General features: G+C 60.4%; 11 protein-coding genes and 1 tRNA gene. 9 read left to right on the top strand and 3 right to left on the bottom strand.

Annotated features, from left to right (window positions below; all coding sequences use genetic code 11):
* Nucleotides 1–11: 11 nt before the first annotated feature.
* A complete protein-coding gene (locus D5261_RS17320; RefSeq protein ID WP_165864322.1) occupies nucleotides 12–1,613 on the top strand; it encodes a complex I subunit 4 family protein in 1,602 nt (533 codons plus the stop codon).
* Nucleotides 1,614–1,619: 6 nt separating this feature from the next.
* Entirely contained in the window at nucleotides 1,620–3,143 is a 1,524-nt protein-coding gene (locus D5261_RS17325) for an NADH-quinone oxidoreductase subunit N (protein WP_119322347.1), read from the top strand.
* Between the two features lie 318 nt (nucleotides 3,144–3,461).
* Here the strand turns inward: D5261_RS17325 and D5261_RS17330 are convergent, their stop codons facing one another.
* On the bottom strand, nucleotides 3,462–5,270 hold the full coding sequence (locus D5261_RS17330; RefSeq protein ID WP_119322346.1) for a MutS-related protein: 1,809 nt from the start codon (nucleotides 5,268–5,270) through the stop codon (nucleotides 3,462–3,464).
* Nucleotides 5,271–5,399: 129 nt separating this feature from the next.
* Here D5261_RS17330 and ilvE point away from each other — a divergent pair, with 129 nt between their 5' ends.
* From ilvE to D5261_RS17350, 4 genes are all read left to right on the top strand, one after another.
* Nucleotides 5,400–6,284 (top strand): branched-chain-amino-acid transaminase, encoded by an 885-nt coding sequence (gene ilvE / locus D5261_RS17335; RefSeq protein ID WP_119322345.1) that lies wholly within the window; start codon nucleotides 5,400–5,402, stop codon nucleotides 6,282–6,284.
* A gap of 45 nt (nucleotides 6,285–6,329) precedes the next feature.
* Nucleotides 6,330–6,530: a hypothetical protein gene (locus D5261_RS17340; protein WP_119322344.1), complete on the top strand. Its 201-nt coding sequence runs from the start codon at nucleotides 6,330–6,332 to the stop codon at nucleotides 6,528–6,530.
* Nucleotides 6,517–7,593, top strand: a complete 1,077-nt coding sequence (locus tag D5261_RS17345; RefSeq protein WP_165864321.1) for an ATP--guanido phosphotransferase — start codon at nucleotides 6,517–6,519, stop codon at nucleotides 7,591–7,593. Before D5261_RS17340 ends, D5261_RS17345 begins: the two co-directional genes overlap by 14 nt.
* 136 nt (nucleotides 7,594–7,729) lie before the next feature.
* Nucleotides 7,730–10,258 carry an ATP-dependent Clp protease ATP-binding subunit gene (locus tag D5261_RS17350; RefSeq protein ID WP_119322342.1) on the top strand — a complete coding sequence of 843 codons (2,529 nt, stop codon included), beginning with the start codon at nucleotides 7,730–7,732 and terminating at the stop codon, nucleotides 10,256–10,258.
* Nucleotides 10,259–10,316: 58 nt separating this feature from the next.
* Here D5261_RS17350 and D5261_RS17355 read toward each other — a convergent pair.
* A tRNA-Ser gene (locus D5261_RS17355) sits at nucleotides 10,317–10,406 on the bottom strand.
* A gap of 199 nt (nucleotides 10,407–10,605) precedes the next feature.
* On the opposite strand from D5261_RS17355, the gene D5261_RS17360 reads away from it, so the two are divergent.
* Both D5261_RS17360 and D5261_RS17365 read left to right on the top strand, forming a co-directional pair.
* The gene (locus D5261_RS17360; RefSeq protein WP_119322341.1) at nucleotides 10,606–10,896 is read left to right on the top strand and encodes a hypothetical protein; all 291 of its coding nucleotides are present in this window, start codon (nucleotides 10,606–10,608) and stop codon (nucleotides 10,894–10,896) included.
* Nucleotides 10,897–10,908: 12 nt separating this feature from the next.
* Entirely contained in the window at nucleotides 10,909–11,211 is a 303-nt protein-coding gene (locus tag D5261_RS17365) for a hypothetical protein (protein ID WP_119322340.1), read from the top strand.
* Between the two features lie 61 nt (nucleotides 11,212–11,272).
* Here D5261_RS17365 and D5261_RS17370 read toward each other — a convergent pair whose 3' ends face one another.
* Nucleotides 11,273–14,005, bottom strand: a complete 2,733-nt coding sequence (locus D5261_RS17370; protein ID WP_119322339.1) for a GH92 family glycosyl hydrolase — start codon at nucleotides 14,003–14,005, stop codon at nucleotides 11,273–11,275.
* Between the two features lie 168 nt (nucleotides 14,006–14,173).
* Between D5261_RS17370 and D5261_RS17375 the strand changes: the two genes are divergently transcribed.
* The gene (locus tag D5261_RS17375) at nucleotides 14,174–14,665 is read left to right on the top strand and encodes a VanZ family protein (RefSeq protein WP_119322338.1); all 492 of its coding nucleotides are present in this window, start codon (nucleotides 14,174–14,176) and stop codon (nucleotides 14,663–14,665) included.
* The last annotated feature ends 6 nt before the right edge of the window (nucleotides 14,666–14,671 follow it).

Genomic DNA, 14,671 nt, shown 5'->3' on the forward strand with positions numbered 1-14,671 from the left:
GAGCATTGCGTGTGAACGATATACCGTGGCTGTCAATTGTTATTTTCCTGCCTCTCGTGTTCGCCGTCGTCGCGCTGACGATGAAGAACAATCCGAGCGGCGCCCGTATGGTGGCCTTCGTCGGCACGATCGTGACGCTGGTCGTCTCCGTGCTGATCTACGCCAACTTTAACTCCGCCCAGACTTACGCCGCCGGCGCTCCGCACTTCCAGTTGCTGGAGAAGCATTCGTGGATCGCCCTGAGCAAGGGATCGGTCAACTACCTGCTGGGTGTGGACGGCGTGTCCCTGCTGATGGTGCTGATGACGACGGGAATCTTTCCCTTTATCGTCGGCGTCTCCAAGGACATCAATGAGCGGCACAATCAGTACTACTTCTGGGTGCTGCTGATGGAGACCGCCGTTCTGGGCGTCTTCCTCTCGCTGAACCTGGTTCTGTTCTACATCTTCTGGGAAGCGATGCTGATCCCGGCGTACTTCATCATCGGCATCTGGGGTGGTCCGAAGCGCATCTACGCCACGGTGAAGTTCTTCCTCTACACCATGGTCGGCTCGATGCTGATGCTGGTGTCGATCCTGGGAGTGTACTTCCTGACCGGCGCGACCAGCTTCGATCTGCCGGATCTCCAGGCGGCTCTGCCGGCCGTTCTTGGCGGCCATCTGACCACCGAGATGCTGCTCTTCGGCGGCTTCTTCCTGGCGTTTGGAATTAAGGCGCCGATCTGGCCCTTCCATACCTGGGTGCCCGACGCATACGCCGAAGCGCCGACCGGAGGCTCGATCATCCTGGTCGCGCTGAAGATGGGGCTTTACGGCTTCATTCGCTTCTGCATTCCGATGTTCCCGAACGCGGTGCATGCGCTGGCCCCGGCGATCATCGTCCTGGCCGTCATCGGCGTCGTGTACGCCGCGCTAGTCGCGTCGATGCAGACCGACCTGAAGCGCCTGATCGCTTACTCCAGCGTCTCGCACATCGGCGTGATTTTGCTGGCGATCTTCTCGATGACCGGCATCGGTATCGCGGGCGCCGTCATCCAGATGGTGAGCCACACGATCACGACCGGCGCTTTGTTCATCCTGGGCGGCGCGCTTTACTCGCGTCGGCAGTCGTACGCTATCGCGGACTACGGCGGCCTGATGAAGGTGATGCCGGGCTTTACCGTGCTGTTCCTGATCGCCACGCTCTCGTCGGTCGCGCTTCCGCTCACCAGCGGTTTCGCCGGCGAGATCCTGATGCTGGCCGGCTCGTTCCAGACCTACCCGTGGGCGACGGCTGTCGCCACCACATCGGCGATCTGGAGTGTCGTTTACATGCTCTGGATGTTCCAGCGCGTGATGTACGGTCCGCTCGACAAGCCTGAGAACCAATCGCTGCCGGATACGACGCCGGGCGAGAAGCTCGCCTTGTGGCCGCTGGTGGCGCTGATCTTCATCATCGGCGTCTTCCCGACCCCGATCCTGAACAAACTGAACTCTTCGGTCAGCGACATTTTGTCGAGCGCCGGCGGCGCGCAGACGGCCGCCGCGACGCCGATTCCGGTCGCGGCGCCTGTGAATGCGCTCAGCAAGATGCCTGCGGTGGCGTCCGCCGCACTGACACATCTGAAAGACTAATCGCTCATGATTTCGATACCTTCGAACGACTTTTTCGCCGTCTCGCCGCTGCTGATCGTCATCCTCACCGCGATGATTGTCTTGATGGTGGACTTGGCGCTGCCCCGTGACCGTAAAGGACTTCTGGTCGGCATTTCGCTGATTGGCCTTGTGGCGGCGGTGTTCGCCAGCGCGGCGCTCTGGGGACGCGGGCTGAACGCATTTGCCGGCTCTGTCGCCGCCGATAACTTCGCGATCCTCTTCCAGTTCATTCTGCTGATCGTGGCCGGCCTGTCGGTTCTGCTCTCCGAGCGGTATATCCAGCTCAAGGGCATCAACTACGGCGAATACTACGCGCTGATGCTGTTCTCGACATCGGGCGCTATGCTGATGGCGACCAGCCGCGAACTGATCACCATCTTCGTCGGCCTGGAAGTCCTGTCGATCGCGCTGTACATTCTCGCCGGTTTCGCCCGCACCGAAGCGCGCTCCGAAGAGTCGGCCATGAAGTACTTCCTTCTGGGCGCATTTTCCTCGGGCTTCTTCCTGTACGGCATCGCGCTGCTTTACGGCGGCACGGGCACTACGCGCCTCGATCTGATGGCGCAGGTCCCGGGCGGTCTCCAATCGGTCTACTCGATTGCGGGAATGGCGCTGCTGCTGGTTGGCCTCGGCTTTAAGGCCGCGATCGTGCCGTTCCACTCCTGGACCCCCGATGTGTACGAAGGCGCGCCGACTTCGGTTACGGCCTTCATGTCCGCTGGAGCCAAGGCGGGCGCCTTCGCGGCATTGATCCGTGTCGCCATCGCCTTCCTGCCGGTTTCGCATTACTTCCATGATGTGCTCTGGGCGCTGGCGATCCTGACGATGATCGTCGGCAACATCATCGCCGTGCAGCAGACGAATATCAAGCGCATGCTGGCCTACTCCAGCATCGCGCACGCTGGTTACATCCTGGTGGGATTGATCGCGCAGAACGAAGTCGGCCGCGCAGGCATCATCTTCTACGTGCTGTCCTACACGTTTATGAACCTCGGCGCGTTCGGGATCTTGATCCTGCTGGCGCGTCGCGGCGATGAGCTGACGCAGATCCAGGATCTGGAAGGTCTGTCGGAGCGCCAGCCGGCCGCCGCCGCGCTGATGGCGATCTTCATGCTGTCGCTCGCAGGCATTCCGCCGACCGCTGGTTTCATCGGCAAGTTCTTCCTGTTCTCCGGCGCCATTCAGGCGCATGAGTACTGGCTGGCTTCCATCGGCCTTCTGGCAAGTGTCGTCGGCGTCTTCTACTACCTGTGGATTATCGTCCGCATGTACTTCAAGCCCGCTCGTCGCGAGTTCCCGACGGGCATTTGGAACAACTCGCCCGGTGCGTCGATCGCGGTCGGCTTCTGCGCGCTCCTTTCGATCCTTCTAGGCCTCGTCCCGTCCACTTTCTACAATCCGTCGCTTTCCGGCGCCCAGTCGCTGATCGCGCCGGTGGCTCCAATCGCCGCGCCGGCGATTCCGGTGGCGAAGGCCGAGGGACCGCAGGTGTCCGCGAACGTTCGGTAGATTGACGTTCGAGTTCCTTTGAGATCGAAACAGCCGCCCAGCGATTGCCGGGCGGCTGTTTTTTGGTCAAGTCCCTATTCCCCCGGCGCTTTATCGCGCTTCCCCCTCTTTCCCAACAAGCTGCTGCGCAGGGGAAAAGGGGAGCCACTCATTTTAGCCATTCACTCGTCACATAAACGTGAGGATCATGATTACGAAAGCAAAGCATTCATCAAACATACTTGTCGAGCGAGCAAGGATCACAATGATGAGCGCCCCTTTTACCTCTGGGCAAAAGGGGGAAGCGCGATAAAGCGCCGGGGGAATAGGGACTATCCCTCACACCTCCAGCCCCACCGCCCGCATCAACTCCAGCGCGTTGCTCTTCTCCACAACCCCAGGCCGTAGCTGATAATCAAAGCTCATCTTCCCGTCGATGATCTGGTCTTCCAGATGCACGTTCGCCGCCGCGAGCGCAGAGTCGGCGGCGATGCGCGCGAGGGCGAGGTCGTGTGTGGTCGCCATGCCGAGGGAGCCGCGCGCGCTGAGGGCGCGCAGGACGGCTTCGGCGCCGATGAGGCGGTCGTGGGAGTTGGTGCCGTGCATGATCTCGTCGAGGAGATAGAGCAGGGGATGCTTGTTGTCTTTAGAGAGCGTGACGATTTCCTGGAGACGCTGGATCTCGGCGTAGAAGCGCGAGACGCCGTCTTCCAGGGAATCCTGAGTGCGGATTGAGGCGCCGATCTGCATTGGGCTGATACGCAGTGAGGTGGCGCGCACGGGCGCGCCGCAGAGGGCGAGAACGGCGTTGGCGCCGACGGCGCGCATGAGGGTGCTTTTGCCGGACATGTTGGAGCCGCTGAGGATTAAGAGGCGTTGTGTCTCGTCGCTCAGCGACAGGTCGTTGCGGACCGCGACGCCAGCGAGGAGAAGCGGGTGGGAGAGGCCGGTCGCGCGATATGCGGTCTGCGCGGTTTCGATTTCGGGATAGATGTCATCGGGATTCTCGTACGCATAACCCGAAAGGGAGAGCAGCGCTTCGAATTCACCCACGATTTGCAGCCATGCGATCAGATTTTCGCCGTTTGCTTGGCGCCAGGCTTCGATGGCGAGACCAAAATGGTGCGTCCACATCAGGACGGCGGCGATGAGTGCGAAGAATGGATTACTGGTGACGGAAAGATAGCTCATCAAATCGTGCAGATGGTCGACCTGCGCCGCCGGACCGCGCCCGCTCGTTCGGACACGCGCCTGCATCGATTGAAGCATCGGCGACTGGAAACTCTGACGATCGACATAGCTGAGCACCGCTGACAGAGTCTTGAGATTGCGGGCCGGTCGGTCCACCGCCTTGATCACCGCGCGGACGGAGCTGAGCGTCGGCATGCTAAATGCGATCTCAACACCGACGACGATGAGCAGCGGAACCAGCGAGCCGCCGGCCAGGAAGTAGATTCCCGTCACGATCGCGGCGAGTGTGAGCGCGGCGGCGATGGCGCGCAGGCGTGTGAGATTGGGAAGCGGCGCGGATGTCGCCCAGGCGGCAAGCTGATCCAGCGGCGCCTTAAGATCCGTCTCGGCAAGCAGCGCCAGCTCCTCGCGCAGATCGGCGTTCGCCGTCAGCTCCCGGACAGCTTCCTGGCGCATCCGGATCGCCTCGGGGGCGGCGGACGCGCTGAGCCAGCGCGCGAGCGTCTCTTCGCCCATCTTCGTACGCACGGCGCAGATGCGCTCGAAGAGGGAGTTTCGGCCATAGACATCCAGATCGATTGCGTACGGATGGCGCGGATCGAGGAAGCGCGCGCCATCGTTGCCCTTTCCGGCCCAGCGTCCTTGCAGGCGGTCCAGGGCTTTCTGATAGTGACTGACGGCGCGATTGGCTCGCTCCAGATTACGCCCGACGCGTTCATGGACAATCCACAGCGCGACGAAGACGGCGGCGAACGGCGCCGGCAGCCATGCCGGCGCGGAATGGGTGAACAAGGCCGGCCAGCAGGCGGCGAGGCCGGCGGCGAACGAGAGGAAGCGCCACAAGGCGAGACGGTTGTCCTGGCGGGATAACTGCTGAGCCTGGGCTTGAAATCGGTCAAAGCGAGATTGATACTCGGATTGCGGAGAATGGACGGTCGGACGGGATTCTGTTATCATGGGTTTGCCCTTCCATTACGCCGTCGCCTGGCGCGACTCCTGCCGTGGAGCGGCGCGCCGTCTCGGCCGGACTTGAACAATACACGCCGCCATGCTATACTAAACTATCATTTGTGAGGAGGGCCGGGGATGGCCGAGCCGCAATTTGCGTGTATTAATGGCGAGTTAATTCCGAAGGAGCAGGCGTTTGTGCCGCTCTACGATCACGGAATGCTTTACGGAGACGGTCTTTTTGAAGGCATCCGTGTTTACAATAATCGTGTCTTCAAGCTGGATGAGCATGTCGCGCGGCTTTACTATTCGGCGAAGGCGCTGAATATCGAGCTCAAGGTCGATCAAGCGACGCTGCGCAAAAGCATCGTCGAAACGGTCAAGGCCAACGGGCACCGGAACGGCTACATTCGCGTCACCGTTACGCGCGGCGTCGGGCTGGGCCTCGATCCAAAACACATGAAGAGCGGCGCCAATGTCTACATTTCGTGCGAGCAGCTTGCCCTGTATCCGCAGGAGATGTACGAGAACGGCCTGATTGTCGTGACCGTATCGACGCGCCTGCCTTCGCCCGACGTGATCGACCCGCGCGTCAAGTGTACGGGCAAGTATATCAACAACATCATGGCGAAGGCCGAAGCCAACCGCTACGGCGCCGGCGAAGGTCTGATGCTGACGCGCGAAGGCTATGTCGGCGAAGCGACCGGCGACAATATCTTCCTGATCAAGAACGGCGCGATCACCACTCCGCCGGCGTCGATCGGCATTTTGCAGGGCATCACCCGCGATACCGTCATCGAGCTGGCGAAGGCCGTCGGTCTCGCCGTGTCCGAGCCGATCATCACGCAGTACGACGTCTATAACGCCGATGAGGTCTTCCTGACCGGAACGGCCGCCGAAGTCATTCCGGCGGTGGAGTTCGACGGGCGCAAAATCGGCGACGGCAAGCCTGGTCCGATCACGCGTCAATTGATCGCGGCTTACCGGGAGCACACGCAGACCACGGGGACGCCGGTCGAGTGAGCCTTTTCGCCGCTCCGCCGTGTCTGATTGTTTGAGAGAGCATCCATGGAAGCGAAGACGGGGAGCGGCGATATCGGCGCGGGGCAGGCATCGACGGATATTTGTCCGAAGTGCGGCCTGACGCGGGCCGATCTCTATCAGAACGGTCACATGGGCTGCGCCTTCTGCTACGAGATCTTTGAAAGCGAAGTTCTGCATGCGCTTTCACGGATCCATGGCGCCGTGGAGCACATTGGAAAAGCGTAGCGAGGCGAGCGGCGCGAGCCTGCCGATATGGACGAGCGAAGCGGGGTGGGCGGCCGATGTCGTCCTCTCGACCCGCGCGCGTTTGGCGCGCAACTTGGGCGGTTATCCGTTTCCGGGCAAAGCCGATGCGGGGACGCTGAGCCGCGTCGGGCAGGCGGTCATCGCCGCGAACAACCGGCGCACCAAAGGCGAAATCGCCCTGCGCGTGGTGGAGATCGACCGGCTGAACGCGGTCCAGCGGGCGGCGCTGATCGACCGCCATCTGATCAGCGTCCAGCACGCGACGGCGGGGCCGTCGCGCTGGGCTCTTGTCGACGATAAGCACACCACCAGCGTGATGGTCAACGAAGAAGACCATCTGCGCATCCAGGCCATTCTGCCTGGCTTGCAGCTGAGCGGCGCGTGGCGGATCGCCGACGAACTCGACGATCGTTTGGCCGAGGATCTGGAGTACGCCCGCCATAACTGCTATGGGTTCCTGACCTCGTCCCTGGCGAACTGCGGCACGGGGCTGCGGCTCTCGGTCATGGCGCATCTGCCGGGCCTGACGCTTGCGCGCAAGCTGGACGATGCGTTATCGGCGGCGCGCACGCTTGGCGTCACGGTGCGCGGAAGCTACGGCGAAGATGTCGCGATGGCGGGCGATGTCTACCAGCTCTCAAACGCCGTCAGTCTGGGAATGACCGAGCGGCAGATCCTCGCGCGGCTTTCGGCGGTCACCACGTTCATCGTGGCGGACGAACAGGCGGCTCGGGAACTGCTGTGGCGGAACGAGCGTTCGATGATTATCTCGAAAGTCACGGAGGCGCTGGCGAAACTCGGCGAAGCCAGCCGGCTTTCCGCCACGGACGCAATGTCCATCCTATCGATGCTGCGGCTCGGCGACGAGCTGGGGATGGAGACGGGCGGATCCAGGGCGGCGTTTCGCGAACTTTTGGTGTCGATGCGCATCGGAACGGAATTTGTTTCCGGAATAAATGCGCAAAATACTTTCTACGAAGAGAACCGCCGGCCCGCTTTGATCCGTAATGTAATCAGAGCGCAGCGCCGCGCAGCCCGATAAAAAGGTTTTGTGAGTAGGTTTCGCCGAATTGTGGGAAATAAACTGGTAACAACACCGGCAAAATGCGGAACAATGAAGAAACCTCAAGTTTCGGGTACGGATTGGGCGATCGGCAAAATACGGGAGAAGAAATAAAATGTGGCAACGATTCACGGAGCGCGCCCGTAAGGTCGTGTTTTACGCACAGGAGGAAGCGGGTCGCCTAGGTGAGAATTACGTTTCCACCGAGCATCTGCTGCTGGGATTGGTCCGCGAGAACGATAGCGTGGCCGCCCGTATCCTGGATCGGATCGGTGTGAGCCTCGGACGCATCCGCTCGGAAATCGAGCGCCAGGTGTCGCGCGGCGACGGCCGACTCGGCCAGGATATGCAGCTGACCCCCCGCGCCAAGCGAGTCATCGACCTTGCTTATGATGAGGCCCGCCAGCTTAACAACAACTACATCGGCACGGAGCACCTGCTGCTCGGTCTGATCCGTGAGGGCGAGGGCCTGGCCGGACGCGTGCTTTCCAAGCTGGGAGTGGATCTGGAGCGTACTCGGAGGGAAGTCATGCACCTGCAGGAAGGCGGCGGCGAGGCCGGCGCGAACAGCCCGGCCCGGGCGCCCGCCAAAACCCGTACTCCAACCCTGGACGAGTTTGGCCGTGATCTCACGGAGCTCGCCCGCAATGAGAAGCTGGACCCGGTCATTGGACGCGCCAGCGAGATCGAGCGGGTCATCCAGATCATCTCTCGCCGCGTCAAGAACAATCCGTGTCTTCTGGGCGAACCCGGCGTCGGCAAAACGGCGATCGCCGAGGGCCTGGCGCAGCGGATCGTCATGGGCGATATCCCGGACTTCCTGAAGGACAAGCGCGTCGTGGCCCTGGACCTCGCGGCTCTGGTCGCGGGCACCAAGTACCGAGGCGAGTTCGAAGAGCGCATGAAGCGCGTGATGGAGGAAGTTCGCAAGGCGCAGGGAGAAGTGATTCTCTTTATCGACGAGCTGCACACGCTGGTCGGCGCCGGCGCGGCGGAAGGCGCCATCGACGCCTCCAATATCATGAAGCCGGCCCTGGCGCGCGGAGAACTTCAGTGCATCGGCGCCACCACACTGGATGAGTACCGCAAGTATGTGGAGCGCGACGCCGCTTTGCAGCGCCGCTTCCAGGCTATCCAGGTCAAGGAGCCGTCGGTCGAGGACGCCATCGAGATCCTGAAGGGGCTGCGCGCCCGGTACGAGCAGCATCACAAGGTGGAGATCACCAACGATGCGCTGGAAGCCGCCGCGCGATTGTCCGATCGGTATATCTCGGATCGTTATCTGCCGGATAAGGCGATCGACTTGATCGACGAAGCGTCATCCCGAGTCCGGCTGCGCGGCGCGATGCCGCCGCAGGAGCTGCGCGACGCTAAGATCGAGCTGAACGCGGTTCAGAAAGAGCTGAGCAGCCTGCCGAACAACCGGCAGTATGACAAGGCGTACGAGCTGCAAGCTCGCCGGCGCGAGCTGGAAGAAAAAGTGCAGGAGCTCGACGAGGGCTGGCAGGAAACGCGCAAGAATGCGAAGCAGTCGGTCGACGAGGATGAAGTCGCGCAGATCGTCTTCTCCTGGACCGGCATTCCCGTCTCTCGTCTGGTGGAAGCCGAGACTCAGAAGCTCTTCCGCATGGAAGACGAGCTGCACAAGCGCATCATCGGGCAGCACGAGGCGATCGAAGCGATCGCCAAGGCCGTCCGCCGTTCCCGCTCGGGACTGCGCGACGCCAAGCGCCCAATCGGCTCGTTCATCTTCCTGGGCCCCACGGGTGTTGGAAAGACGGAGCTTGCCCGCGCGCTGGCGCAGTACCTCTTCGAGAAAGAAGAGAACCTGATCCGCATCGACATGTCCGAGTACATGGAGAGCTTCGCCGTTTCGCGATTGGTCGGAGCGCCTCCCGGATACGTCGGTTACGATGAGGGCGGCCAGCTTTCGGAGGCGGTCCGCCGCAATCCGTACTCGGTGGTTCTGCTCGACGAAATCGAAAAGGCGCACCCGGAAGTCTACAACCTGCTTCTGCAAGTGATGGAAGACGGCCGCCTGACCGACTCGCACGGCCGCGTCATCGACTTCAAGAACGTCATCTTGATCATGACCAGCAACATCGGCGCGCGCTCCATCCAGGGCGAGCGTGAGATGGGCTTCCGCGGAACGGGCGGCGACAAGACCGCCGCCGATATCGCGCGGCAGATGGAAAGCGTCAAAGGCCGGATCAACGACGAGCTGAAGCGCGTCTTCCGCCCTGAGTTCCTGAACCGCGTGGACGAGACGATTGTCTTCCACCCGCTCTCGGCAGACGAGATCAAGCAGGTCGTCACGCTGATGCTGGACCGCGTCAGCAAGCAGGTCTCGCAAAAGGGCATGGACTTCGAAGTCACCGAAAAGGCGAAGGAAGTCCTGGCGAAGGAAGGCTACGATCCGCAGTACGGAGCGCGCCCGCTGCGCCGCGCCGTGCAGCGATTGGTCGAAGATCCGCTGTCCGAGGAAGTTCTGCTTGGCAAGTTCCAGGCGAACGACACCATTCTGGTGGACGCCGACGACGACAACAAGATCGTCTTCCGCAAGGGAGCGCCGATGGGACTGGACGGTGATCCGGCCCCGGAGACAACGGACACGGAAACTTCGGAATCCGCGGTCGCGTCTTAAAAATCAAAATCCCCCTCGGAGCTGCGCTCCGAGGGGGATTTTTCGTTGACGGGCCATATGGCGGAGAGGGTGGGATTCGAACCCACGGTAAGCTTGCACCTACGACTGTTTTCAAGACAGTTCCGATCGACCACTCCGGCACCTCTCCATCTTGATGGAACTTTAGGGCCGCGTCAACGCCTTTTATTATACGCATTTTCCCTTTATCATGTCAACTGGACATAACAGACATAAAGATGGAACAACAAACGGGTTTATACCGTCTGCTTGGTGGGAATAAGATATCAATGCTCGGGCTTCGCGGATGTGGAAACGCATAATATCTCGCCCAGGAAGATGACGATCCTATGGAACAAGGAAGCTATCTATTGATCGAGCCAGGGATGGCGGTGCACGGCTCGGATGGTTCTCACCTCGGCTCCGTTGAGGAGCTCGTGGCGGATACCATTGCCGACATCTTTCGCGGCATTGTGGTGCAGCACGGATTGCTGATCCACAAGCATGGATTTATCAGTGCGGAAAACCTCGTCAGCGTGGTCGGCAACGACATTACGACCAGCATCACCAAGGAACAGTTTGACCAACTGCCGGCGGAGCCGGCGACGGTCACTGCTTCTTCAGATAATCTCAGATCATAAAGGAAATAAACCATGACACGAGTTTCACCTTTCGCCATTGCCGGAGCGCTCGCCGTTTGCGCGCTTTCGTCCATCGCGCCCTCCGCGCATGCGGATAGCCAGAAGAACAAGAACAACTGGCGCAACGGCGCCATCGGCGCGGGAGCCGTCGGCCTCTACGGTCTGACGCATCACAACAACACGCTGGGCGTTCTGGGCGTCGCTGGCGCCGCTTACTCGGCCAAGCGCTATGAAGACGAGCGCAAGAGCCAGTCGCGGGCGTCCGCCGCGCGCGCTCGCTACCACCGCCACCATCGCTACCACCACGCGCGTTAATCGTGCGGCGGACACATCGCTTCAAAAAGGGCGGCCACGGATGGCCGCCCTTTTTGGGGTTTTACTTCTCCGAATCCGGCCATCCCAAATCCGCCAAACCTACATCCGCAAAGTGGCGTCCGTCGCCAGGATGGTGGACATGGACGGCGATCGTGTTCTGTGTCGGCTTAAGCGCCGCCAGAGCACTCGGCGCAATAGGGAGTGGATCGTAGGAATGTGTCCAGCCGTCAATGTGCGTGGCGAGAACGCCATTGAGATAGACGTCTAGATCCTGATCGTGGTACGCGATGATCGCCAGAGTATGACTCCAGGACGGAAGCGTGAACGTTCGGCGCATCCAAATATCATCGCTTATCCACGGCGTTCGCGGCGTGACTCCTTCATCCTCCGTGCCGAAGCCGGCAGGCCCTGTTTTCCATGATGTATCATCGAACGAAGATTTGAACCACTCGTCCGTCGGCTTGGTCTCCGTGTAGCGCCATATCACTGCTTCTTCTTTGCCGGTGGCGATCAGAGACTTGAGGATCGGGTTTTGCGGGAGATGATTGAAGCCGCTGGAAAGCGAGTAGGGCCGGTCGAACGGCGAGGCGGCCCACTGCGGGTTCGGCGTTGACGCCACATCCACGGTCCAGTTTCCGCCGGAGAGGATCGCCGCCTCATCGAACCATGGCTTCGTGAGCGGAACGCCGTTCAAGACCGCGCTCTGGATATACTCATTCTCGCTTGCCGCCGCCGGCGCGTTGATCACAAACTGCTTTGCGCTGGGCGAAGATCCGAAATGGAGAATCGTTCGCGTGAAGCGCGGCGTGCAAACTTCGAAATAGGGAACGCCTGGATCGACCGGGTAAAATCCGAGCTGTGAGAGCAGATACCAGGACGACATTGTTCCCAGGTCGTCGTTGCCGCCGTTCGCGAGGCCGCCAGGGGCGTCGGTGAAGCACCGGTCGGCCGTTTGGGCGACGATGTGCTGGGTTTTCCAGGGACGGTTGATGTAGTCGTAGAGAAACGGCGCTTGGATATCCGGTTCGTTGGTGGGATCGTAGAGATTTTTGTCGAAGAAATTATCCAGTCGTTTATCGAATGTCTGCGTTCCGCCCATCAGATCGACCATGCCCTGGACATCGTGCGGCGTAAACCAGAGGTAGATATCCCGGTTGCCTTCGGTATAGCCGCCGAATGTGGCGTCCCAAACGCCATTAGAGTTTTTCCCCTGGAAGTAGCCAGAACTCGGATTGTACATCTGCCGATACTGAGCCGCGCGGCCCAGGAGAAAATTGGCGTCCTCGGGCTTGTTGAGTTTTTCGGCGAGATGTCCCAGCGCCGCGTATGCGACATTGTATTCCTGCGCGGAGGATACAGAGGCGCTGGAATTGATCGTCGTCCCTTTCTTTTCCTCATCAAATCCCTGATAGACATCGATATGAGCGTGAGGATCGCCGAATTGTGACTGCTTCCACATGAATTGATACGCGGTCTCCATGTCGAAGTTGCGAACGTCGGCGTTCCAGAAGTTTGCCAGACAAATGGTCAGCGGGTCGCCGTTCATGACCGCGCAGGGCTGGTTGAGCTGCGGCCAGCGATCGATATATCCGAGCTGCTTCGCCATCTCGACGATAGACTGCGCCATGTCCCCCGAGCGCTCCGGTTCAATGATGCCAAGCAATGGAACCTGACTTCGGTAGATGTCCCATCCGGAAAAGGTGGCGTAAAAGTGTTTGTGACCGGCCGGAACGGTGTGGATCTTCCCGTCGAAGCCCGTATAGCGTCCATCGACATCATCGAAGATCGTCGGCGAGATCAGCGCATGGTACAAAGCCGTATAGAAGATGCGCCGGTGCGTGAGCGTTCCTCCCTCGACGTCGATCAATGCCAGTTCTTTGTTCCACGCCTGCGACGCGAGACTTTTGTAATGCGCGAAATCTCCGTTTGGCGTCTCCGCTTGGAGATTGGCGATCGCTCCATTCACGTCCACATAGGACATGCCGATCCGCACTTCGACGTCCTGTGGCTTCGCGGAGCTGGAATAGCTGCCGTAAAAGCCGATGACCATTTTACGATCGTTCTGCGCGGCTTCACCGGCGTTTGGCGTTATTTTGCCGTTGGTCCAAACGCCATGTGTATCAAATGGCTTGCTGAACTTCATCACGAAGTAGACGGGGATTCCCTGATGTTCGCCGTAGAACGCCTGACTGGTCACATGTCCCGTGATGGTCTGGCTGTCGATGTAATGGACATCGGCGGACAGTGTCGGGTTATTGGCGTAGCTCAGCGGCAGCAAGATATTCGCCTGCTTGCCGGCGGGAAACGTATATTTGAGCATGCCGCAGCGCGTCGTCGTCGTCATTTCGGCATTGACGCCCCAGGGCTGCATCATTACCTGATAGTAACCCGCCGTCGCGCTTTCGTGCTGATGGTCGAATTGGAAATCCGTGTCCGCGCGCTCCACATGCACCGGCCCGGTCGTTGCGGTCATCAGGACTTGACCTTCGTTATCCCCGCCATCGCCGCTCATGAGATTGACGACGAAGCCGTGCATATGCGTATTGGACCAATAATAGCCGTTGTTTTCCAGATTCGGGCTGAGCTGCATCATGCCGAACGGCGCCACCGCGCCGGGAAATGTGTCCCCAGATCGATCCGTTCCGACAAATGGGTTTACTAACGCCGAGAGGTCTGAAGCGGGCGCGGCCGGCGCGGCGCAGGCGGCGTTCACCATGAGGCAGGCGGCAAATCCCGAGCTCGCCAACACTACACTTAACCGGCGCAGCGAGCGTTCCAATGATGTTCTTCGCATGACGTCGTTCTTTCCCTCCGTAAGACTTCTGATCGCTCAATATCAGCATATTATGGGCGATGTATTCGTATTCTGTCGAGCTGTCAATCTCCTTGACATTCGCCCGGAAGTGCGGTATCGTACATCAGCACATCCAAGCGCCGGCGGCGGCGATTTTCGATACCACCTATGACCGTACGACGCTTTTTTCGCGACATCTTCCCCGTTATCTGCTGGCTGGGCGTCATCTTTTTTTTGTCGACAGACAATGGATCCGCCGAGCACACGAACTCATTTCTTGACGAGCATTTGCGTCTGTGGTTTGGCGGCGTCATCGCGCATCTGACCGCCGATCAGCTCGATACTCTGCACTACTGCGTCCGCAAAGCCGCCCATCTTACCGAATATCTGATCCTGGCCGTGCTGCTGGTGCGGGCGATCGCGCGCGGACGCGCGGGGGCGCGTCCCCCGCGCGCCGCCGTGCTCGCCTGGTGCTTCGCGACCGTCTACGCGATGACCGACGAGTTTCACCAGCGCTTTGTCAGCTCCCGCACTCCCAAAGTCACCGATGTGATGATCGATTCCGTTGGCGCGCTGCTGGGCGTGGCGCTCGTGGCGTCGATCCTGTTTTTGCGGCGTAAGGCGCAGGCGCGCAAGTTCGCGGCCGCCCTCGGCGGATGAAAGGCG

Source organism: Capsulimonas corticalis (assembly GCF_003574315.2).
GTDB lineage: Bacteria > Armatimonadota > Armatimonadia > Armatimonadales > Capsulimonadaceae > Capsulimonas > Capsulimonas corticalis.

Excerpts from the sequence above, each read along its gene's own strand:
- D5261_RS17325 (WP_119322347.1), top strand. The coding sequence starts at position 1,620 with ATGATTTCGATACCTTCGAACGACTTTTTCGCCGTCTCGCCGCTGCTG.
- D5261_RS17330 (WP_119322346.1), bottom strand. The coding sequence starts at position 5,270 with ATGATAACAGAATCCCGTCCGACCGTCCATTCTCCGCAATCCGAGTAT.
- ilvE (WP_119322345.1), top strand. The coding sequence starts at position 5,400 with ATGGCCGAGCCGCAATTTGCGTGTATTAATGGCGAGTTAATTCCGAAG.
- D5261_RS17340 (WP_119322344.1), top strand. The coding sequence starts at position 6,330 with ATGGAAGCGAAGACGGGGAGCGGCGATATCGGCGCGGGGCAGGCATCG.
- D5261_RS17350 (WP_119322342.1), top strand. The coding sequence starts at position 7,730 with ATGTGGCAACGATTCACGGAGCGCGCCCGTAAGGTCGTGTTTTACGCA.
- D5261_RS17360 (WP_119322341.1), top strand. The coding sequence starts at position 10,606 with ATGGAACAAGGAAGCTATCTATTGATCGAGCCAGGGATGGCGGTGCAC.
- D5261_RS17365 (WP_119322340.1), top strand. The coding sequence starts at position 10,909 with ATGACACGAGTTTCACCTTTCGCCATTGCCGGAGCGCTCGCCGTTTGC.
- D5261_RS17370 (WP_119322339.1), bottom strand. The coding sequence starts at position 14,005 with ATGCGAAGAACATCATTGGAACGCTCGCTGCGCCGGTTAAGTGTAGTG.
- D5261_RS17375 (WP_119322338.1), top strand. The coding sequence starts at position 14,174 with ATGACCGTACGACGCTTTTTTCGCGACATCTTCCCCGTTATCTGCTGG.